The organism is Nocardioides sp. LMS-CY (genome assembly GCF_018732145.1).
Lineage (GTDB): Bacteria > Actinomycetota > Actinomycetes > Propionibacteriales > Nocardioidaceae > Nocardioides > Nocardioides soli.
The window spans coordinates 2019828-2040700 of sequence record NZ_CP076104.1 but is presented as its reverse complement, the minus strand read 5'-3'; the positions used below and the strand labels follow the sequence as shown (position 1 = coordinate 2040700).

22 protein-coding genes are annotated in these 20873 nt (G+C 72.4%); 8 read left to right on the top strand and 14 right to left on the bottom strand.

Annotated features, from left to right (window positions below; genetic code table 11):
* Positions 1 to 74: 74 nt before the first annotated feature.
* Both KM427_RS09860 and KM427_RS09855 read right to left on the bottom strand, forming a co-directional pair.
* Complete coding sequence (locus tag KM427_RS09860; protein WP_215525763.1) at positions 75 to 1388, bottom strand: ISL3 family transposase; 1314 nt, start codon at positions 1386 to 1388, stop codon at positions 75 to 77.
* Between the two features lie 185 nt (positions 1389 to 1573).
* A complete protein-coding gene (locus KM427_RS09855) occupies positions 1574 to 2536 on the bottom strand; it encodes a thiamine-phosphate kinase (RefSeq protein ID WP_215527082.1) in 963 nt (320 codons plus the stop codon).
* A 111-nt stretch (positions 2537 to 2647) separates the two neighbouring features.
* On the opposite strand from KM427_RS09855, the gene KM427_RS09850 reads away from it, so the two are divergent.
* Both KM427_RS09850 and KM427_RS09845 read left to right on the top strand, forming a co-directional pair.
* Entirely contained in the window at positions 2648 to 2884 is a 237-nt protein-coding gene (locus KM427_RS09850) for an Lrp/AsnC family transcriptional regulator (protein ID WP_056149245.1), read from the top strand.
* Between the two features lie 30 nt (positions 2885 to 2914).
* On the top strand, positions 2915 to 3412 hold the full coding sequence (locus tag KM427_RS09845; protein WP_215527081.1) for a DUF3515 domain-containing protein: 498 nt from the start codon (positions 2915 to 2917) through the stop codon (positions 3410 to 3412).
* 39 nt (positions 3413 to 3451) lie between these two features.
* Here KM427_RS09845 and KM427_RS09840 read toward each other — a convergent pair whose 3' ends face one another.
* Positions 3452 to 4573, bottom strand: a complete 1122-nt coding sequence (locus KM427_RS09840; RefSeq protein ID WP_215527080.1) for a D-alanine--D-alanine ligase family protein — start codon at positions 4571 to 4573, stop codon at positions 3452 to 3454.
* Positions 4574 to 4604: 31 nt separating this feature from the next.
* Here KM427_RS09840 and KM427_RS09835 point away from each other — a divergent pair, with 31 nt between their 5' ends.
* Entirely contained in the window at positions 4605 to 5690 is a 1086-nt protein-coding gene (locus KM427_RS09835; RefSeq protein WP_215527079.1) for a trans-sulfuration enzyme family protein, read from the top strand.
* 174 nt (positions 5691 to 5864) lie between these two features.
* On the opposite strand, the gene KM427_RS09830 is transcribed toward KM427_RS09835, so the two are convergent.
* Together KM427_RS09830 and KM427_RS09825 are read right to left on the bottom strand one after the other, a co-directional pair.
* Positions 5865 to 6878: an NAD(P)H-dependent glycerol-3-phosphate dehydrogenase gene (locus KM427_RS09830; protein WP_215527078.1), complete on the bottom strand. Its 1014-nt coding sequence runs from the start codon at positions 6876 to 6878 to the stop codon at positions 5865 to 5867.
* Positions 6875 to 7654: a lysophospholipid acyltransferase family protein gene (locus KM427_RS09825; protein ID WP_215527077.1), complete on the bottom strand. Its 780-nt coding sequence runs from the start codon at positions 7652 to 7654 to the stop codon at positions 6875 to 6877. The genes KM427_RS09830 and KM427_RS09825 overlap by 4 nt, the downstream gene beginning before the upstream one ends.
* Before the next feature lie 92 nt (positions 7655 to 7746).
* On the opposite strand from KM427_RS09825, the gene cofC reads away from it, so the two are divergent.
* Positions 7747 to 8382, top strand: a complete 636-nt coding sequence (gene cofC, locus KM427_RS09820) for a 2-phospho-L-lactate guanylyltransferase (protein WP_215527076.1) — start codon at positions 7747 to 7749, stop codon at positions 8380 to 8382.
* A 54-nt stretch (positions 8383 to 8436) separates the two neighbouring features.
* Here cofC and KM427_RS09815 read toward each other — a convergent pair whose 3' ends face one another.
* From KM427_RS09815 to leuC, 3 genes are all read right to left on the bottom strand, one after another.
* Complete coding sequence (locus KM427_RS09815; RefSeq protein ID WP_215527075.1) at positions 8437 to 9072, bottom strand: HU family DNA-binding protein; 636 nt, start codon at positions 9070 to 9072, stop codon at positions 8437 to 8439.
* A 297-nt stretch (positions 9073 to 9369) separates the two neighbouring features.
* Positions 9370 to 9978 (bottom strand): 3-isopropylmalate dehydratase small subunit, encoded by a 609-nt coding sequence (gene leuD / locus KM427_RS09810; RefSeq protein ID WP_183590597.1) that lies wholly within the window; start codon positions 9976 to 9978, stop codon positions 9370 to 9372.
* A 24-nt stretch (positions 9979 to 10002) separates the two neighbouring features.
* Positions 10003 to 11418, bottom strand: a complete 1416-nt coding sequence (gene leuC / locus KM427_RS09805) for a 3-isopropylmalate dehydratase large subunit (protein ID WP_183590598.1) — start codon at positions 11416 to 11418, stop codon at positions 10003 to 10005.
* A gap of 117 nt (positions 11419 to 11535) precedes the next feature.
* Between leuC and KM427_RS09800 the strand changes: the two genes are divergently transcribed.
* Positions 11536 to 12258, top strand: a complete 723-nt coding sequence (locus KM427_RS09800; RefSeq protein WP_183590599.1) for an IclR family transcriptional regulator — start codon at positions 11536 to 11538, stop codon at positions 12256 to 12258.
* 596 nt (positions 12259 to 12854) lie between these two features.
* On the opposite strand, the gene KM427_RS09795 is transcribed toward KM427_RS09800, so the two are convergent.
* Complete coding sequence (locus tag KM427_RS09795; protein ID WP_215527074.1) at positions 12855 to 13334, bottom strand: methylated-DNA--[protein]-cysteine S-methyltransferase; 480 nt, start codon at positions 13332 to 13334, stop codon at positions 12855 to 12857.
* A gap of 1 nt (position 13335) precedes the next feature.
* Entirely contained in the window at positions 13336 to 14817 is a 1482-nt protein-coding gene (locus KM427_RS09790) for a DNA-3-methyladenine glycosylase 2 (protein ID WP_286674364.1), read from the bottom strand.
* Between the two features lie 165 nt (positions 14818 to 14982).
* On the opposite strand from KM427_RS09790, the gene KM427_RS09785 reads away from it, so the two are divergent.
* Entirely contained in the window at positions 14983 to 16059 is a 1077-nt protein-coding gene (locus KM427_RS09785; RefSeq protein ID WP_183590601.1) for an LCP family protein, read from the top strand.
* Between the two features lie 31 nt (positions 16060 to 16090).
* On the opposite strand, the gene KM427_RS09780 is transcribed toward KM427_RS09785, so the two are convergent.
* From KM427_RS09780 to fdxA, 3 genes are all read right to left on the bottom strand, one after another.
* Entirely contained in the window at positions 16091 to 17734 is a 1644-nt protein-coding gene (locus KM427_RS09780) for an Ig-like domain-containing protein (protein ID WP_215527073.1), read from the bottom strand.
* Between the two features lie 94 nt (positions 17735 to 17828).
* On the bottom strand, positions 17829 to 18542 hold the full coding sequence (locus KM427_RS09775; RefSeq protein ID WP_215527072.1) for a helix-turn-helix transcriptional regulator: 714 nt from the start codon (positions 18540 to 18542) through the stop codon (positions 17829 to 17831).
* A gap of 13 nt (positions 18543 to 18555) precedes the next feature.
* Positions 18556 to 18897 carry a ferredoxin gene (fdxA, locus tag KM427_RS09770; RefSeq protein ID WP_183590604.1) on the bottom strand — a complete coding sequence of 114 codons (342 nt, stop codon included), beginning with the start codon at positions 18895 to 18897 and terminating at the stop codon, positions 18556 to 18558.
* 72 nt (positions 18898 to 18969) lie between these two features.
* Between fdxA and KM427_RS09765 the strand changes: the two genes are divergently transcribed.
* The gene (locus tag KM427_RS09765) at positions 18970 to 19410 is read left to right on the top strand and encodes an OsmC family peroxiredoxin (RefSeq protein WP_215527071.1); all 441 of its coding nucleotides are present in this window, start codon (positions 18970 to 18972) and stop codon (positions 19408 to 19410) included.
* A 21-nt stretch (positions 19411 to 19431) separates the two neighbouring features.
* Positions 19432 to 19971, top strand: coding sequence for a hemerythrin domain-containing protein (locus KM427_RS09760; RefSeq protein WP_215527070.1), 540 nt, complete (start codon positions 19432 to 19434; stop codon positions 19969 to 19971).
* Positions 19972 to 19994: 23 nt separating this feature from the next.
* Here KM427_RS09760 and KM427_RS09755 read toward each other — a convergent pair whose 3' ends face one another.
* Positions 19995 to 20570 carry a TMEM165/GDT1 family protein gene (locus KM427_RS09755; RefSeq protein ID WP_183590607.1) on the bottom strand — a complete coding sequence of 192 codons (576 nt, stop codon included), beginning with the start codon at positions 20568 to 20570 and terminating at the stop codon, positions 19995 to 19997.
* Positions 20571 to 20873 lie beyond the last annotated feature (303 nt).

Here is a 20873-nt window from a genome sequence, read left to right as displayed (position 1 = left end):
ACCGCGAGGCCCCGACCGGATCCGGTCGGGGCCTTTTCGCGTTGGCGGGGGGCGGTTTCCCCGGTCCACCCGCTCTACTGACGTATCTGTGGGTCGCGTCCGGGCAGTCGTGGTGGATGCGGTCCGCGGCTGAGCATGGCCAGGGCGATCAGTGGTTGGGGTGAGTGGAAGCCGAAGGCGATGCGGGTCAGGAGTCGGATCTTGGTGTTGACCGATTCCACGAGGGCGTTGCTGAGCTTGTGCGTCAAGGTCGCCTCGACGCGGTCGCTGATCGCGGTGATGCGTCGGGCGAGGTGTGCGAACTCCTCGATCTGGCTGGCGGTGGCCCAGGCCAGCCACTCGTGGAAGGCCTCGACAGCCGGGCGGCCTTGCATCGCGAACAACAGCCGTAGACCTTCCTTGAGCCGGTAGGCCTCCCACAGCATCGGGTGGGTGGCCGCGACCCAGTCCAGGCGTTGTCGTTGCCGGTCGGTGAGGTCCTCGGGGTTGCGCCACAGGGCGTAGCGGGCGTCGCGCAGCGCCTTGGCGTCACCGGTGGAGTCACGACGCTGCCGGCCCTGCTCGTGTCCGTTCTTCCGGGTCGCGCCGGCGGCGCGAGCGGCCCGCCAGGCGGCGGCACGGACGATGGCCAGGGCCTGGTTGGCCCATTTGACGATGTGGAACGGGTCGGCGCACTGCACCGCGTCGGGGCAGCGGGCGGTGACGACCTCAGCAATCCAGGTTGCGGAGTCGGCGGTGACGTGGGTGATCTGGCGACTGCGCTCGGGCCCGAGGTCGTCGAAGAATCGATGCAACGTGGGCCGGTCCCGTCCGGGTTCGGCCCACACCAGCCGGCCGGTGTCGTGGTCGACGACCACGGTCAGGTACAGCTGGCCGCGGCGGTAGGAGATCTCGTCGATCCCGATCCGGGTCAGCCCATCGAGCCGGGCCCCGGTCGGGCCCCCGTGCTCGGCGTCGATACTCGCCCAGACCCGGTCGACGATCGCGCCCACGGTGCGCCAGGCGACCCGCATCAGCTCGGTCACCGCGCTCTTGGACGTCCGGACCACCAGCCAGGCGACCTGGGCGTCGAAGGTCAGGGTGTGACCGGCGCCGTGCACGGCCCACGGCACATGCGCGACCACCACGCCGTGCGCCGGGCAGCGGACCCGCGGTGCGTCGGCCTCCAGGAATGCCATCGCGACCCCGTGGTCCAGGGTCCGCCACCGCCGGCGTCCCGAGCCGGGGTCGTAGCCCGGACATCGACGCCGGCACCGGCCACACCGGCCACACCGGCGTGCCATCGGCCGCACGTGGAAGACCAGCGACCCATCCGGATCCCTGGTCACGTTCTCGATAGCGGTGTGCTCCAGACCGAGCAGACCCCGCCATAGGCTGACCCCAGGCACGCCGTTCTCCTGACCCGGTTCCTGTTCTTCGACAGCTCAGAAACCTAGGCAGCGAACGGCGTGCCGCCATCCACGGCGCGCTCAACCACCCACAGATGTGTCAGGAGAGCCGGTCCACCGGGGAAACCGGAGCTGTTGGGCCGAAGCATCGCCCGAAGAGCTCCGGTTCTGCCCGAACAGTCGACTCAGAAGTGCGTCCAGCCGGTGGGGCCCTCGTACGGCGTGCCGTCCACGGTCACGCCCGACCCGGCCGCGACCGAGCCGATCACGGCCCAGCCCGCCGGGACGGCGTCCACCGAGGCGAAGGTCGCCAGCAGGGCGTGGTCCTCGCCCCCGCTGAGCATGAACTGGATCGGATCGGCACCGAGCGCGGCGCCCACGGCATGCAGCGGCTCCGGCACGTCGAACGCCGAGGCGTGCACGTCGATCGCGACGCCGGAGTCGTCGGCGACGTGGCCGGCGTCGGCCAGCAGGCCGTCGGAGACGTCGATCATCGCGGTCGCGCCGGCCTCGGCGGCGATCCGCCCGGCGTCGTACGGCGGCTCCGGGCGGCGGTAGGCCTCGACCAGCACCCGGGGCGAGCGGAACCCCCGGCCGAGCACCGCCAGGCCGCCGGCGGACCAGCCCTGCCGGCCGCAGATCGCGAGGACGTCGCCGGGCCGCGCTCCCGAGCGCAGCACCGGTGCCTGCGTGCAGGAGCCGAGGACGGTCACCGCGACCACGATCTCGTCGGCGCGCGTGAGGTCGCCACCGACCACGCTCGCGCCCACCAGGGAGCACTCCTCGGCGAAGCCGCGGGCGAAGTCGAGCGCCCACTGCACCGGCAGGTCCGCCGGCGCGGCGAGGCCGACCGTCAACGAGGTCGCCCGGCCGCCCATCGCGTTGATGTCGGAGAGGTTCTGCGCGGCGGCCCGGTGGCCGACGTCCTCGGCGCTGGCCCAGTCGCGGCGGAAGTGCCGGCCCTCGACGAGGAGGTCCGTCGAGACCACCACGTGTCCGTTGCGGATGCGCAGCACGGCCGCGTCGTCGCCGGGTCCGACCAGCACCTGCTCCCCCTGCGGGAACAGGTCGATCAGCGCCGAGATCAGCCCGAACTCCCCCGCGTCGGCGAGCGTTGCGTCGGGCGGGAACGGGGTGGGTGCGGCCATGTGCCCATCCCACCAGACGCCGGTGTCCAGCACCCGCGGCACCTACCGGCACGCGCGGACCGCGCGGTAGGTTGGGGCCTCCCGCACGCAACCAACCCGAGGGAGGGCGCGATGGTCGTCCAGGCGTACATCCTGATCCAGACCGACGTCGGCAAGGCCGCCGAGGTCGCCTCCGCGATCGCCCAGGTCAAGGGCGTGACTCTCGCCGAGGACGTCACCGGCCCCTACGACGTGATCGTGCGCGCGGAGGCCCGCAACGTCGATGAGCTGGGCAAGCTCGTGGTCTCGAAGGTGCAGAACCTCGACGGGATCACCCGCACGCTGACCTGCCCCGTCGTGCACATCTGAGTGCCCGATCACTCCAGGCCCCGACGCCCCGTGTCGCTGCTGGCACGGGGCGTCGTCGTGTGCGCGGCGGTCACCCTGACCGCGGGCTGCTCCAGCGGTCCGGTGGAGATCGACGCGCCCGAGCTCTCGGGCTCCGCCGCGGCGGACTGCCGTCGGCTCGTCGCCGAGCTGCCGGACTCGCTCGCCGGCCAGGAGCGGCGCGACACGACCGGCGACACGGCGTACGGTGCCGCCTGGGGTGACCCGGCCATCGTGGTCACCTGCGGGGTCGAGGAGCCGGCCGGCTACGACCTGGGAGCCTCGTGCGTGCAGGTCGACGACGCCGGCTGGTACGTGCCCGACGAGGTGCTGGCCGCGGCCGCCGAGGGCGACGAGGACGTCGACGTGACCGCCACCGAGCTCAACTACCGCCCCCGCGTCGAGCTCCAGCTGCCCGCGGACTACCGGCCCGACGGGTTCGGCAACGCCATCGGCGCGCTCACCCAGGTGATCTCCCGGGAGTTCGAGCGGACCGGCCGCTGCCGCTAGCCGGCGACCGGTCAGCGCAGGCCGGTCAGCGCAGGCCGGTCAGCGCAGGCCGGTGTCGCGCGCGAGCGCCAGGCCGATCAGGCGGTCGACCAGCGCCGGGTAGTCGACGCCCGAGGCCGCCCACATCCGCGGATACATCGACGTCGGGGTGAAGCCCGGCATCGTGTTGATCTCGTTGACGACGAGGTCGCCTCCGGGCAGCAGGAAGAAGTCGACCCGGGCCAGGCCCTCGCAGCCGACCGCCTCGAAGGCCCGCACCGAGAGCTCGCGGAGCCGCGTGACCACGTCGTCCGGCAGGTCGGCCGGTACGTCGAGCTCGGTGTGCTCCTCGGGGAGGTACTTGGCCGCGAAGTCGTAGAACTCGTGGTCGCCGCTGATCCGGATCTCCGCGGGCACCGAGGTCTCCGGCGTCCCGTCCAGCGCCTGGAGCACGCCGCACTCGATCTCGCGGGCGTCCACGGCCGCCGTCTCGACGAGGACCTTCGGGTCGTAGCGGAAGGCCTCCTCGACCGCCTGGTCGAGCTCGGCGGCGTCGTGGACCTTGGAGATCCCCAGGCTCGAGCCGCCCCGGGCCGGCTTCACGAACTGCGGGTAGCCCAGCCCGGCGGCCCGCTCGCGGCAGCCGGCGGCGTCGCGCTGCCACTCCGCAGCGGTCACGGTCACCGAGGGCAGCACCGGCAGCCCGACGGCCGCGAGCGCGACCTTCATGTGGGCCTTGTCCATGCTCACCGCCGACGCGAGCACACCCGCACCGACGTACCGGACCCCGGCCATCTCGAGCATGCCCTGGATGGTGCCGTCCTCGCCCCAGGGCCCGTGCAGGAGCGGGAAGACGACGTCGACGTCGCCGAGTGTGCGCGGGGGCTGCGCCGGCTCGGTCACGACCAGACCGGTCGAGCTCGCCTCCGGCGCGAGGGCGATCGTCGCCCGGTCGCCGTCGACGGAGGGCAGCTGGTCGCGGCCCCGGATCCGCAGCCGCTCCGGGTCGCCGGACTCCAGCACCCAGCGACCGTCGGTCGCGATGCCGATCGGCACCACCTCGTACTGCTCGCGGTCGATCGCGGCGAGCACGCTGCCGGCGGTGATGCAGGAGACGGCGTGCTCACTGGACCGGCCGCCGAAGACGACTGCGACGCGACGCTTGCGGGAGGGGGAGTTCATCGGCACGACCCTATCCATCTACTTTGGACGCATGACCGACGACCCGCGCGCCCCGCAACCGTCGCTGCATCCCGCCACCATCGCCGTGACCACCGGCCGGCCGGCGCGCGAGCCCGACCAGCCGCTGAACCGGCCGATCACGATGGCCTCGACGTACGTCGCGGGTGGGGACGTCGAGTACGGCCGCTACGGCAACCCGACCTGGGAGGCGTTCGAGGAGACCCTCGGCGCGCTCGAGGGCGGCCGCGCCCTGGCCTTCTCGAGCGGCATGGCCGCGGTCACGACGGTCCTCGACCTGGTCGGCCACGACGCGCTCGTGATCGCGCCCGCGCACGCCTACAACGGCACCCTCCTCGAGCTCGCCGACCTGGAGGGCCGGGGCCGGGTCCGCACCAAGCTGGTCGACGTGACCGACACCGAAGCCGTCGTCGGCGCGGTCGAGGACTCCGCGCTGGTGTGGCTGGAGTCCCCCACCAACCCGGCGCTCGAGGTGGCCGACATCCCGACCATCGCCGCCGCCGCGCGGGCGGCCGGTGCGCACGTCGTGGTCGACAACACCTTCGCGACGCCGATCAACCAGCGGCCGCTGACGATGGGCGCCGACATCGTCGTCCACTCGGCCACCAAGTACCTCGCCGGCCACAGCGACGCGCTGCTCGGCGCGGTCGTCACCGCCGACGACGAGCTGTACGCCGTGCTGAAGGGCCGTCGCGACATGCTCGGCGCCGTCCCCGGCACGCTCGAGGCCTGGCTCGCGGCCCGCGGCCTGCGCACCCTGCACCTGCGCGTCGAGCGGGCCCAGCAGAACGCCCAGGAGCTCGTCCGCCGGCTCGAGGGCCACCCCGCCGTCAGCCAGGTCCGCTACCCCGGCTTCGGCGCGATCGTGGCGATCGTGCTCGCCGAGGGCGCGCTCGCCGCCGACCTGCTGTGCCGCACGACCTCGCTGTGGGTGCACGCCACCTCGCTCGGCGGCGTCGAGTCGACGTTCGAGCGGCGCCGCCGGTGGAAGGCGGAGCCGGCGACGATCCCCGAGGGCCTGGTGCGGCTCTCCGTCGGCGTCGAGAACGTCGAGGACCTCTGGGCCGATCTGGCGAAGGCGCTCGACGACCTGGGGTGAGCTCGCCTGCGGTGGTTTCGAGGCTCAGGCGCCAGAGCGCCTTCGCACCTCAACCACCGTGCTCGGCGGTTGAGGTGCGAGGAGCGCCAGCGACGAGCCTCGAAACCCCCGGGCCCCGCTGGTTGAGGTGCGAGGAGCGCCAGCGACGAGCCTCGAAACCCCCGGCGAACCGCCTCAATCCGTCTCGGCCTTGGTGTCGCGGGCGATGAAGGCGTCCATCGTCTGCTGGGCCGTCATCCGGCCGGCGATGACCTCGTCGACGTACTGGGCGACGGGGGCGTCGACGCCGGTGCGCGCGGCCAGCGCCCGCAGCGACGAGCACGACTTGGCGCCCTCGGCCACCTGGCGGGTGGAGGCGATGATCTCCTCGGTCGTCAGGCCCTGGCCGAGCTTCTCGCCGAAGGTCCGGTTGCGCGACAGCGGCGAGGAGCAGGTGGCGACCAGGTCGCCGAGGCCGGCGAGGCCCATCAGGGTCAGGGGGTTCGCACCCAGCGCCATCGCCAGGCGGGCGGTCTCGGCCAGGCCGCGGGTGATCACCGAGGCGGTCGTGTTGTCGCCGAAGCCGAGCCCGACGGCCATGCCGACCGACAGCGCCACGACGTTCTTGTAGGCGCCGCCGAGCTCACAGCCGAGCACGTCGACGCTGGTGTAGGGCCGGAACGCCGGCGAGTGCACGCGGGCCTGGATCCGCTTGGCCACCTCCTCGTCGGCACACGCCACCACCGACGCCGCGGGCTCGCGGCGGGCGATCTCCTTGGCGAGGTTGGGGCCGCTGACGACCGCGATGCGCTCGGGGCCGGCGCCGGTGATCTCCGCGATCACCTGGCTCATCCGCTCCAGCGTGCCGAGCTCGACGCCCTTCATCAGCGACACGAAGACCGCACCCGGCTCGACGTACGGCGCCCACTGGGTCAGGTTCGCGCGCAGCGACTGGGAGGGCGTGGCCAGCACGACCACGTCGGCCCCGTGCAGCGCCTTCTCGACGTCGTGGGTCGCCTGGATGACGGGCGGCAGCTCGATCCCCGGGAGGTACTCGGTGTTCTGGCGCCGATCGTTGATGGTCGCGGCGACCTCCTCGCGGCGTGCCCAGATCGTCACGTCGTTGCCGGCGTCGGCCAGCACGATGGAGAACGCCGTACCCCAGGAGCCGGCGCCGAAGACAGCGATCTTGCCGTGCGAACCGGTCACGACGGCTCCTCCCGTGGGGTCTGGTGCTCGGGCTTGTTCGGGTTCCCGGTCTCGCGGACCCCCGCCTTCCTCATGTCGAAGCGCTCGGCTGGCGCCTGCTCGCCGCGCACCTCCTCGACGAGCGCGGTGACCGCCGCCATGATCCGGTCGGTGGCCCGCTGGATCACCGGCATCGAGCGCGGCTCGGCGGCCAGGTCGGCGAGGTCGATCGGCTCCCCCACCAGCATCGTGACCTTCTTGCGCGGAAAGAGGTCGGGCCGCTTGGCGTACGGCGCGAGCAGCTGCTGCGCACCCCACTGCCCCACCGGGATCACCGGGCAGCCGGTCTCCAGAGCGATCCGCGCCGCACCGGACTTGCCGGTCATCGGCCACCCGCCCGGGTCGCGGGTGATCGTCCCCTCGGGGTAGACCACGACGCACTTGCCCTCCCGCACCGCGGCGACCGCGGCGTCGAACGCGCCCGCGGCGTTGCGGCTGAGTCGCTCGACCGGGATCTGACCTGCGGCGGTGAGGAAGTAGGCGAGCCCCTTGTTCTTGAAGAGCCCGGACTTGGCCAGGTAGTGCGGCAGCCGGCCGTGGTCGTAGACCAGGTGCGCCGCCAGCAGCGGGTCGACGTGCGACACGTGGTTGAGCACGATGATGCAGCCGCCGGAGGCCGGGATGTTCTCCCCGCCGACCCACTCGTGGGTGGTGGTGGCGAACAGCGCGCCCCGCACGATGGGCTCGGCGAAGCGCCAGGCCCAGTTGCGTTTCTCCTGCATCCTGCGAACGACCACGTGCGCAGGCTACTCGCTCGGGTGCCCCGGTCCCGGTCTGCGACGCGGACGCGGCGCCGCCGGCCGGCACCGGGCCTGACAGGATCGGAGTGATGTCCGCACCCCAGCCCCTCCAGCGGTACGCCGTCCTGGTCCCCGTCAAGCCACCCGCCATCGGCAAGTCGCGCCTCGCGACGTTCGAGGCCGACGTACGCCGCCGGCTCGCCGAGGCATTCGCCCAGGACACGGTGCTGGCCTGCCTGCGCGCCGAGCGCGTGGGCCAGGTGCTGGTCGTGACCGACGACGCCCACTTCTCCCGGGCGCTCTCCGCGCTCGGCTGCGCGGCGATCCCCGACGGCGTCTCGGGCGACCTGAACGGCACGCTGCGCCAGGCGGCGGCCGAGGCGCACCGTCGCTGGCCCGGTCTGGTCCCGGTCGCGGTCTGCGCCGACCTCCCGGCGCTGCGATCGGGCGACCTGGACGCCGTCCTGACCGGGCTGCCGGACGATCGCCCCCACTTCGTGCCCGACGCCGCCGGCATCGGCACCACGATGTACGCCGCCGGGCACGACCGCTTCGACCCGCGGTTCGGACCGCGCTCGCGCGCCGCACACCTCGCCGCGGGCGCGCTGGAGGTCACCGACGCCCCGGCCTCGGTGCGCCGTGACGTCGACGACGCCGACGACCTCGCCGACGCGACCGGCCTCGGCCTGGGACCGAACACCTCGGTCGCGGTGCTCGCGACATGACGAACGGGCCGCCACCCCGCAGGGTGACGGCCCGTTCGTCGATGACGCGCTGCGTCAGGCCTTCTTGGCGGTCTTCTTCGCCGTGGCCTTCTTCGTCGCGGTCTTCTTGGCCGGAGCCTTCTTGGCCACGGTCTTCTTGGCCGGAGCCTTCTTGGCGGGCGCCTTCTTGGCCACGGTCTTCTTGGCGGCGGTCTTCTTGGCGGGCGCCGCCTTCTTCGTCGCGGCCTTCTTGGCGGGCGCCTTCTTCGCGGGCGCCGCCTTCTTGGCCGTGGCCTTGGTGGCGGTGGCCTTCTTCGCCGGAGCCGCCTTCTTCGCGGGCGCCGCCTTCTTGGCCGGAGCGGCCTTCTTCGCCGTCGCCGTGGCCTTCTTGGCCGCGGCCGGAGCGGCGGCCAGCGTCAGCTTCGGGAGCTTCTTGGCGCCCGAGACGACGTTCTTCAGGTCGGCGCCGGCGGTGAACTTCGGCACCGCCGTCTTCTTCGCCTTGATACGCGCGCCGGTCTGGGGGTTGCGCACCCAGCGGGCCTCACGGATTCGCTTCTCGAACGAACCGAAGCCGGTGATGGCGACCTTCTCGCCCTTCGTGACCTCGCGGGTGATCGTGTCGAGCACGGACTCGAGGGCGTGGGCCGCGGCCTTCTTGTTCCCGTCGAAACGGGCGGAGAGCGCCTCGATGAACTCTGACTTGTTCACTGTCTTCCCTTCCAATGAACGCTTGTGGTCGAGCCCATGCTCGACTTTCTCCAATGCACGCTAGGTAAACGGGGCCGCACTCACAATCACCACAGGGTGTTTTGCTCGGTGTTTTTCGCCATGAATTTGTCGCACCGGAGTCGGGCAGACCCCCCTCGGGCAGGCTCAGAACCGCTCAGCAGCGGGTGTTTGCCACCGATCCGGGCCGCTCGGGAGAAGGTGGCCGAAATCGACCGATGCCGAGATTTCCCAACCAGGACAGGGAAATCTCGGCATCGGCCGTGTCGTTGGTGAAGGTCAGCCGACCTTCTGCGTGGCCGGCTTCCAGCCGGGCCGGGTCGCCTCGAAGGCCGCGATGTCAGCCTCGTGGCCCAGGGTGATGCCGATGTCGTCGAGACCCTCGAGCAGACGCCACCGCGTGTAGTCGTCGATGTCGAAGGAGTCCTCGATGCGGTCGGGGCCCTCGCCGGCGGTCACCGTGCGCGACTCGAGGTCGACGGTGACGGCCGCGCCGGGGTGAGCCTCGAGGTAGTCCCACAGGCGCTGCACGACCTTCTCGTCGACACGGCCGGCGAGCAGGCCGGCCTTGCCGGAGTTGCCGCGGAAGATGTCGCCGAAGCGCGGCGACAGCACGGCCTTGAAGCCGTAGTTCTGCAGGGCCCAGACCGCGTGCTCGCGCGAGGAGCCGGTGCCGAAGTTGGGGCCGGCCACCAGCACCGACCCCACGGCGTACGCCGGGTTGTTGAGCACGAACGACGGGTCGTTGCGCCAGGCGGCGAACAGGCCGTCCTCGAAGCCGGTGCGCGCGACCCGCTTGAGGTACTCGGCGGGGATGATCTGGTCGGTGTCGACATCGCTGCGCCGCAGCGGGACGCCGACGCCGGTGTGGGTCGTGAACTTCTCCATGACGTTCTCCCTCTGGTCGTCGGGTCAGCGGGCCGCGGCCGGCGCGAGGTCGGCGGGCGAGGACAGGGTGCCGCGGACCGCGGTCGCGACGGCGACCGGCACCGAGACGAGGTGGGTGCGACCGCCCTTGCCCTGGCGGCCCTCGAAGTTGCGGTTGGACGTCGAGGCACTGCGCTCGCCGGGCGCGAGCGTGTCGGCGTTCATGCCCAGACACATCGAGCAGCCCGCGCCGCGCCACTCGGCGCCGGCCTCCTTGAACACCAGGTCGAGACCCTCGGCCTCGGCCTCGAGGCGCACCCGGGCCGAGCCCGGCACGACGAGCATCCGGGTGCCGTCGGCGACCCGATGGCCCTTGATGACCTCGGCGGCGGTGCGCAGATCCTCGAGGCGGCCGTTGGTGCAGGAGCCCACGAAGACCGTGTCGACCCGCACGTCGCGCAGCGGCGTGCCGGCCTCGAGGGCCATGTAGCGCAGGGCGTTCTCGGCCGCGACGCGGTCGATCTCGTCGTCGAAGTCCGTCGGCGCCGGGACACTGCCGCCCAGCGGCGCACCCTGGCCCGGGTTGGTGCCCCAGGTGACCCACGGCGTGACGTCGGCGGCATCGATGACGATCTCGCGGTCGAAGACCGCGTCGTCGTCGGTCACCAGCGTCCGCCAGTGCGCCACCGCGGTGTCCCACTCGGCGCCCTTCGGCGACTCGGGGCGGTCCTTGAGGTAGGCGTAGGTCACCTCGTCCGGCGCGATCATGCCGGCCTTCGCCCCCCACTCGATGCTCATGTTGCACACGGTCATCCGGCCCTCCATCGAGAGCTCGCGGATCGCCTCGCCGCGGTACTCCACGATGTAGCCCTGGCCACCACCGGTGCCGGTCTGGGTGATCAGGTAGAGGATCAGGTCCTTGGCCGTCACGCCCTCGGGCAGCGAGCCGTTGACGGTCACCGCCATCGTCTTCGGGCGGGCCTGCGGCAGCGTCTGCGTCGCCAGCACGTGCTCGACCTCCGACGTGCCGATGCCGTGGGCGATCGCGCCGAACGCGCCGTGCGTCGAGGTGTGCGAGTCGCCGCACACGATCGTCATGCCGGGCTGGGTCAGGCCGAGCTGCGGTCCGACCACGTGCACGATGCCCTGCTCGATGTCGCCGAGCGAGTGCAGCCGGACGCCGAACTCCTCGCAGTTCTTGCGCAGGGTCTCGACCTGCGTGCGCGAGATCGGGTCGGCGATCGGCTTGTCCCAGTCGATCGTCGGCACGTTGTGGTCCTCGGTCGCGAGGGTGAGGTCCGGCCGACGAACCCGGCGGCCCGCCAGGCGGAGGCCGTCGAAGGCCTGGGGCGAGGTCACCTCGTGGATGAGGTGGAGGTCGATGAAGAGCAGGTCGGGCTCCCCGTCGACCGACCGGACGACGTGCTCGTCCCACACCTTCTCCGCCAGGGTCCTGCCCATGACTCACTCCCTCCATCGCGACTCGCGACCGACACCGCAGTCGGCGCGCGCACGGATTTCCGCGCGTCGACCACCCTAGCCCTTGCATCCCATGATCTGAGACGGCAGTATTGCCATATGGACAACTCCAGTGGCGTCGGCGTCCTCGACAAGGCCGCTCTCGTGCTCACGGCCCTCGAGTCCGGACCGGCGACGCTCGCCGGTCTGGTCGCCGGCACGGGGCTGGCGCGACCGACGGCACACCGCCTGGCGGTCGCCCTGGAGCACCACCGCCTGGTCGCCCGCGACATGCAGGGCCGCTTCGTGCTCGGGCCCCGGCTCGCCGAGCTCTCCGCCGCCGCCGGCGAGGACCGGCTGCTCGCCACCGCCGGCCCGGTGCTCGCCCGCCTGCGCGACATCACCGGCGAGTCCGCCCAGCTGTGGCGCCGCCAGGGCGACCACCGCGTCTGCGTCGCGGCCGCCGAGCGACCGAGCGGCCTGCGCGACACGATCCCGGTCGGCTCCCAACTGACCATGCGCGCCGGCTCTGCCGCCCAGATCCTGCTCGCGTGGGAGGACCCCGAGCGGATGCACCGCGGGCTGCAGAGCTCGACGTTCTCGGCGGCCGCACTCTCCGGCGTACGCCGCCGCGGCTGGGCGCAGTCGGTCGGCGAGCGCGAGCAGGGCGTCGCGTCGGTCTCCGCACCGGTGCGCTCCCCCGGCGGCAAGGTGATCGCGGCCGTCTCGGTCTCCGGTCCGCTCGAGCGGCTCTCCCGCCAGCCCGGCCGGATGCACGCCCCCGCGGTCCTGGCCGCCGCCGAGCGGCTCTCGGAGTCGCTGCGCCGGGCCGCTGCCGAGTGACCACGATCCCTGGTTGATCGCTGGTTGGTCGCTGGTTGAGGAAGGCGTGCTGCGCCTGTCTCGAAACCATTGTCGGGGTCGAGGCCGACTTTCGTCCTACCGGGTTTCGAGACGGTTGCTAGCGCAACCTCCTCAACCACCGGGGCTCAGAACAACGAGTCCGCCTCCAGGTTGAGCAGCAGCTGCTTGCGCTCGAGCGGCTCTCGGAGTCGCTGCGCCGGGCCGCTGCCGAGTGACCACGATCCCTGGTTGATCGCTGGTTGAGGAAGGCGTTCTACGCCTGTCTCGAAACCATTGTCGGGATCGAGGCCGACTTTCGTCCTACCGGGCTTCGAGACGGTTGCTAGCGCAACCTCTTCAACCACCGGGGCTCAGAACAACGAGTCCGCCTCCGGGTTGAGCAGCAGCTGCTTGCGCTCGAGCGGCTCTCGGAGTCGCTGCGCCGGGCGGCTGCCGAGTGACGACGACCGCTGGTTGATCGCTGGTTGAGGAAGGCGTTCTGCGCCTGTCTCGAAACCATTGTCGGGGTCGAGGCCGACTTTCGTCCTACCGGGCTTCGAGACGGTTGCTAGCGCAACCTCCTCAACCACCGGGGCTCAGAACAAGGCATCCTGCTCCAGCTCGAGCAGCAGCTGCTTGCGCTCGAGCCCGCCCGCGTAGCCGGTGAGCGTGCCGTTGGCGCCGATCACCCGGTGGCACGGGATCACGATCGGGATCGGGTTGCGGCCGTTGGCGAGGCCGACGGCGCGCGAGGCGGCGTTGGTCATGCCGAGTCGGTGCGCGATCTCGCCGTACGACGCGGTCTCGCCCCAGCCGACGCCGAGCAGCTGCGCCCACACCCGCTTCTGGAAGGCGCTGCCCTCCGGGGCGAGCGGCAGGTCGAACTCCTTGAGATCACGGTCGAAGTACGCCGTGAGCTGGCGTGCGGCCTCGACCAGCAGCGGGTGGTCGTCCTGCTGCTGCCCGCGCGGCCGGCCGTCCGAGTCGCGGAACGGCGAGAACTCGATCGCGGTGATCGCGCCGTCGTGCTCGACGAGGCGCAGGGGGCCGATGGGCGACTCCATCACGGTCCACATGTCAGTGCTCCTTCGGGTTGTGAGTCTGCCAGAGGTACATCTGCGCGTACGACCGCCAGGGGCGCCATCCCTCGGCGAGGCCGACCGCCTCGACCGGGTCCCGCCCCAGACTGCGCAGCGCGTTGCGGATGCCGACGTCGGTCGGCAGGAAGACGTCCGGATGGCCGAGCGCGCGCAGCGCGACGTAGTCGGCCGTCCACGGCCCGATGCCGGGGATCGCCAGCAGGGCCCGGCGTACGTCGTCGCGGTCGGGTCCGCGGTCGAGCGCGATCGTGCCGTCGGCGAGCGCCGCGCACAGCTCGATCAGCGCGCGGCCGCGGGCGCGCGGCATCGGCAGGTCCTCCGGGTCGAGCCCGGCGAGCGTCGCCGCGTCCGGGAAGAGGTGGGTGAGCCCGTCGACCGGCCGGGCCAGCGGACGGCCGTGCTCGGCCACCAGCCGCTCGGCGGTCGTGCGCGCCCCGGCGACGCTGACCTGCTGGCCGAGCACGGCGCGCACCGCGATCTCGTGCCCGTCGACGTGGCCCGGTACGCGCAGCCCCGGCCACTCCCGCACGAGCGGCCCGATCACCGGGTCGCCGGCGAACGCGTCGGCGACGGCCACCGGGTCGCAGTCGGCGTCGAGCAGCCGGCGTACGCGCTCGGTCGCCGCGCTCGTGTCGCGCAGGTCCTCGAGCGCGAACGTCGCGGTGACGAAGGCGGTGCGGTTGGACTCGAGCTCGTCGGGGAGCTCCAGCCGCACCGTGCCGGTGCCGCGCGGCAGCACGAGAGTGCGGGCGTACCAACCCTCCCCCGCGGCCTCGACGCCCGGCACCGCACGCAGCGCCAGGAAGTCGAGCAGCGCCCGGCCCGAGTACGGCGTGCGCACCGCGAGCCGCATCGTGACGACGCCGGTCGCCGGCCGGCCGCCGCGCCGGCCGCGCAGGTCGGTCGGCGAGGAGTCGTAGACCTCGCGGATCGTGTCGTTGAACTGCCGGACGCTGGAGAACCCGGCGGCGAACGCGATGTCGGCGTACGTCAGGTCGCTGGTCTCGATCAGCACCCGTGCCGTCTGGGCGCGCCGGGCCCGGGCGAGCGCGAGTGGCCCGGCGCCCAGCTCGGCGGTGAGGATCCGGCCGAGGTGTCGCGAGGTGTAGCCGACCCGGTCGGCGAGGCCCTCGACGCCCTCGCGGTCGACCACGCCGTCGGCGATCAGCCGCATCGCCCGACCGGCGGCCGTCGCGGCGACGTCCCAGTCGGGGCTGCCCGGCGTGGCGTCGGGAAGGCAGCGCTTACAGGCGCGGTAACCGGCGGCCTGGGCCGAGGCGGCGCTCGGGTGGAAGGTGATGTTGTGGAGGGCCGGGGTGCGGGCCGGGCACGACGGGCGGCAGTAGATGCCGGTGGTGCGGACGGCGGTGTAGAAGACCCCGTCGAAGCGGCGGTCCCGCGACTTCACCGCGCGATAGCAGGACTCGGGGTCGAGCCGCAGGTCGGGAGTCGGGTTCATGCCTCATATCCTGCCTGACCCCGCCGACCCCTTACTGGCGGGAATCGGACACCGCCGTCAGGGCTCGGCGGACCACCGGTCACGAGGACAGGCGTAGGCTCCGCGCACAGCGTGGTTCTCGGTTCCGAGCGGAAACCGGGAATTCGGGGAGAGGGAGGGTCCGCCGTGACCAAGGCGAGCCGTCGGCAGCGTCGCACCGTGATGGCCGTCATCGTCGTCGCCGAGCTGGTCGTCGCACTCCTCACCGGGGCGGGCGTCGTCTTCGCCTACAACCACGTCGACAGCAAGATCGACGAGGGCGCCCCGATCCCGCACGAGTTCGCGCGGCCGGAGCCGAAGCTGCCGACCGGCGCGTTCAACATGCTCGTCATCGGCACCGACACCCGCGACTGCGAGGGCTGCGGCATCGACAAGGAGGGTGGCCTCGGCGGTTCCGACATGACGATCCTGCTGCACGTGGCCGACGGTCGCCGCACGGCCTACGGCATCTCGATCCCGCGCGACACGCTCGTCGACCGGCCCGAGTGCGAGGTCGACGGCACGACGGTCCCGGCCGCCGCCGGAGCGATGTGGAACGAGGCGCTGGCAGTTGGAGGCCCCACCTGCACGGTGGCGCAGGTCCAGTCGGTGACCGGCATCTACGTCGACGACTACATCGTCGTCGACTTCGCCGGCTTCAAGGACATGGTCGACGCCCTCGACGGGGTCGAGGTCTGCATCCCGTCGGACATCGACGATCCGGAGCACAACATCCACCTCGCCGCCGGCACCCGGAAGCTGCACGGCGACGACGCGCTCGCCTACGTCCGCCAGCGCACCTCGACCCCGAACGCCGACCTGGGCCGGATGAAGCGGCAGCAGGCGTTCATCGCGTCGATGCTCAACCGGGTGATGTCCGCCGAGACGCTGACCCGCCCCGACAAGCTGCTGCGCTTCGCCAGCGCCCTCGCCGGCTCGATCCAGACCAACCCGGAGATCGCCAGCGTCGGCGAGCTCGTCGACCTCGCCTCGTCGCTGCGCAAGGCCGACCTGGACAAGATCCGCTTCGTCACCGCGCCGACCACCGACTTCCCGACCGACAGCCCGAACTGGGGCCGGCTCCAGCTCACGCCCGAGGCCGACGAGCTGTGGCAGAAGGTGCGCGACGACGAGCCCCTCGGCTCCCTGGGTCGCGGCGCGATCAGTGGCCGCAACCCGAGCGGGTCGAAGGAGGAGGCCGCGGCCAACGGCCTCTGCGACTGAGTCCTCCCTCGACCGGTCCCCCGCGACGCGGCTACCGGACCGTGCAGGGCCCCTCGATCCGGTCGCCCGCGTCGGCCAGCACCAGGTTGGCCGCGCTGCGACAGACGACGTGGTCGCCGCCGGCGCCGTCGCGGGCGTTGATCAGGGTCCGGCCGGCGGCCCCGACCAGGCGGTCGGGCCCACTCCCGCCGACCAGCAGCACCGTGCCCGGCGTCCGGGCGACCAGGACGTCGGCACCGGGACCACCGTGCGCGGCGCCGCGCGCCGCGGTCACCACGATCCGGTCGGCGCCGGTGAAGCCGAACGCCGCGCTGCCCCGGGTGCTGACCACGACGTGGTCGTCGCCCCGCCCGGCCAGCACCGTGCTGTCCGGGCGTCGGGTCGTCAGCCGGTCCGTGCGGGCGCTCCCCAGGACCGTCCGGCCGAGGGTGCGCACGCCGGCGGTGCCGCGCCGACAGACCACCTGGGCGTCGACCCTGGTCCCGGCCGGGACGGTGCCGGCCGGGATCCCCTGCTTCGTCCCGGTGCCAGCGAACAGCTGCTCCGGGAGCACCCGCGTCGGGCTCGAGGCGTTGACCTGCACCGGCACCCACGCCGCGGGGCAGGCCAACCTCCGGGCCGGGGCTCCGCCGCGGGGTCCGGCGACGTAGGCACGGTCGACGACGACCAGCGGCGGCGTCGCTCCGGCCCGTCGGAGCCCGGGGACGTCGGCGTCCGGGGTGACGGTCTCGCCCGGGGCGCTCAGCACGGCGCTCCCGGCGGCGGTGCGCGCGGCCGGCGTGACGGTCAGGGTCCAGCTCGACGACTGCGCCGCCGTCAGGCCCTCCTTGGACGGCGAGTCGCAGTAGAGCGGGCGCCCCTTGCTGTTCACGCTGCCGGCGTACACGGCGTACAGCGTGTAGGTACCGGCGGCGAGGCCGGGGGTCTTCAACGTGCCCGTGCCACCCGAGAGGGCGCCCTGGGCGAGCCCGGTGTCGGTCCCTTGCGAGGTGACCTTGCCGTCGCAGTCGGTCTTCGTGGGGTCCGGCTTGCTGCCCGGCTGGAGCAGCAGCGCGATCGTGCCGCCCGGCGTGGTGCCGCCGTCGGGGTCGGTGACCTTGACCGAGTACGACGCGGGTGTGCCCGGCGTCGTCGTGCTGGCGCCGGTCACGGAGATCTTCGAGACGTGGAAGCGGTTGGTCTTGTACTCGTAGTCGTCGCCCTTGTACTGACTGCTGGAGACCGTGCCGCCCTTGGCGGTGTTCCAGATGGTCGTGGCTCCCCAGTGCCGCGACCCGTCCTCGCTGTTGAACGCCGTGAACGTGATCGACGATCCGAGGTCGCTGCCGTAGTACATGTAGGAGACCTTCACCCCGCCGGTCTGCTTCCAGCGGTGGTCGCGCTTGGTGTAGCCGAGTGCGGTGCTGTGCGTCCAGGTCTGGGTGTTGAACGACCCGATCTTCTTCTTCCCGCTCTTGGCCTGGTAACCGCAGGTGAAGCCGCCGCCGGTCCACATCACCCAGTCGTTGCTGCCGCCGGTCTGCGACGAGCACTCGCTCGCCCCGGCCGTGGGCGCCACCGCGACCAGGGCGCCGAGGGCCAGCGCGCCCGTCGCTCCGGCGGCGAGGAGCCGGCGGACACCGCCTCTCCGTCTCGTGGTGGGCAGGCCTCGTCCTCGGCTCTCCAGCGCGCTCATGTCGCGGAACCTAGCCCGCGACCGCCGCTCCCGGGATCCGAACGAGCCGCAACCACGCCAAAGGAGGGTCAGTATCGGACGGCAACCGTCCGGATCATCTTGCGTCCCCGGCCGCGGCCAGGTGAGCGACGCAGAGATCCGGCTCCGCGAAGGGCTGCAGCCGCGCCACGGTGAGCGGACTCTCCCACTCCTCCAGCGCCCCCAGCATCAGCCCGAGATGCACCGGGCAGACGACCTCCGGCCGGCTCGTGGCCAGCTCGAGGAACGGGCAGCTGCGCAGCCCGATCCGCGGCACGTCGCCCTCGAGCGGCTCGGCCGCGAAGCCCAGCTCGTCCAGCACCGTCACCAGGCCGTCGACCGACTGCCGCGCCCCGGGCCGGCGTACGTCGGCGAACCGGGAGCTGCTGCGCCGCCACCAGGAGCGTCCCGCCTCGACGAGGCGCTCCCGAGCGGCCGCCGCACCGCTCAGCGAGTCGGCCACCGAGTCGGCCAGCGAGTCGGCCAGCGCCTCGGCGAGCAGGCGGTAGTGCCGTGGGCCCTCGGGGTCCATCCGCGGCACGGCGCGGAACAGCAGCGGCGGCCGGCCCGGGACCCGCTGCGCGGGCGCCGCGCGCTCGACCTGGCCGCGGCGCTCCAGCGACTCCAGGTGGAAGCGGGCCGTGTTGGCGTGGATCCCGAGCCGCTCGGCGATCTCGGCGATGCTCAGCGCTGCCGAGGACGCCCGCAGCACGCCCAGCACGGCGTCCCGGCGCCCCGGCGTGGCGTCGGAGGGAGCGTCAGGCGGGGTGTCGTGAGCGGGAGCGGCCATGGTCTCGCCGACCCTAGCCCTGCGGCGGCAGCCCGGCCACCAGCGGCGTGTCGACGTCGAAGGCACCGAGCTTGGCCGCACCGCCGGGCGAACCGAGCGGGGCCGGCCGACCCGGCAGCGCCTCGTGGAAGAACGCCGCATTGTCGTCGAGGAAGGGCTCCCATGCCGCGGGCAGGTCGTCCTCGTAGTAGATCGCCTCGACCGGGCACACCGGCTCGCAGGCGCCGCAGTCCACGCACTCGTCGGGCTGGATGTAGAGGCTGCGCTGCCCCTCGTAGATGCAGTCGACCGGACACTCGTCCACACAGGCCCGGTCCTTCACGTCGACGCAGGGCTGGGCGATCACGTACGTCATGGACCGAGTTTACACAATGCCCTATTGTAGAAACTGCGGAAACGGCCGCGCCCGACCAGTTCAGGAGCCCAGATGAGCATCGCCGCACGCACGACTCAGACCACGTGGGAGGGCCCGCTCGGGAGCGGGCGAGGGCGGTTCACCAGCTCCAGCAGCACCGCGCTGGACGGCCTGGAGTCCACCTGGGCATCGCGCACCGAGCGACCCGACGGGCGGACCAGCCCCGAGGAGCTCGCGGCCGCGGCGCACTCCTCGTGCTTCTCGATGGCGCTCGCCCTCCGCCTCGGCGAGAACGGCACGCCTCCCGAGCGCCTGCAGGTGGACGCCACGGTCAGCCTCGACGACGTCGACGGCGTCCCGACGATCACCACCTCCGCCCTCCTGGTGCGCGCCCGGGTGCCCGGCCTGGACGCCGACCGGTTCGCCGCCGTCGTCGACGAGGCCGCCGCCCTCTGCCCGGTGTCGCGGCTCTTCGCGTCCGCCGAGATCACCGTCGATGCCGGCCTCGACTAGGCAAGCGACCGGGGCGCGGCCATGACCACGGAGTCGATCGTCGAGACCCTGACCCGCGAGCACCGCGCGATCGACGCCGCCGTCGAGGGCTTCGTCGAGCACCTCCAGGATGGCGAGCTCGACCCGGACCTCGTGCTCGGCGGGCTCGCCACCCTGCGCCGCCACATCTACCTGGAGGAGGTCCACCTCTTCCCGCCGCTGAGCCGCGGCGCCCTGATGATGCCGGTGACGGTGATGCTGCGCGAGCACGGCGAGCTGTGGCGCACCATGGACGCGATCGCCGAGTCGGTCGCCGAGGCGCAGGCCGGTGGCGACTCGCCCCGGGCGCGGGAGCGGACCCGGGCGCTGTGCCTCGAGCTGCTCGCCATGCTCGACCGGCACAACGAGAAGGAGGAGCCGGTCATCTACCCGCAGACGCCGCTGCTCCGCGCGGACGAGGCGGCGGCACTCGCCGCCGCTCTCGCCTCCGGTGCGATGCCCGACGGCTGGACCTGCCACGACGCCGGCACCGGCGACCCGGCGACGCCCGGCCTGACGCCGCCGTGGTCGACGGGTGCCTGACCTTCCCCGGCCGCGGTCGTCGGTCAGGCGAGGATGCCGTCGACGATCAGCGCGATGCCGAAGAGCGCGAACAGCGCGGCGGCGCCGTACTTGATGACGTTCTCGGGCAGCTTCTTGCCGAGGACGGCGCCGACGACGATCGCGAGCGCGTCGGCGGCGACCATGCCGAGCGTGCTGCCGATCCAGGTGCCGAGCCAGCCCTCCTGGGTGGCGAGGGTGATGGTGGCCAGCATCGTCTTGTCGCCGAGCTCGGCGAGGAAGAACGCCGTGCCGACGGCCAGGATGGCGGCCCCGGTCGCGCCGCGGGCCTTGTTGGCCTCGTCCTCGGTGAGCTCGTCGCCGCGCAGGGTCCACGCCGCGAACGCCAGGAAGGCGACACCGGCGATGATCCCGATCCAGTTCTGGTACTCGGAGAAGGCGTCGCCGATGAAGTAGCCGATGCCGACCGAGGCCAGGTGGACCAGCGCGGTGGCCGCGGTGATGCCGATCAGTACGTCGCGGGCCCGATAGCGGGCGGCGAAGGTCATCGCCATGAGCTGACTCTTGTCGCCCAGCTCCGCCACGAAGATCACGGCGGTGCTCAGCAGGAAGGCGTACACGGGGATCTGGTCCTCTCCGGCCCGGCCGGAGGAGCGCTACCCGTGTCGGGGAGGACCCTTCGACCAGGCGCAAACCTCACAGGGGTGTGCGAACTGGTCGAAAGTCTCGTCCGCCACCTCGCGGTGGCCTGCCGTGCCGGGCCCGGGGGCCAGTATGTCGACACGACTGTTGGGGACTACTCCCTTTCGCCGGCGACTATATCCCCTGCGGTGGCGTGCCGCCCAACGGGCGCGCGGCGGTCGGGCAGTCTCCCCCGAAACGGGTCATCGCCAACGGGTCGCGGCCGTGGCACTCTGGAGTGC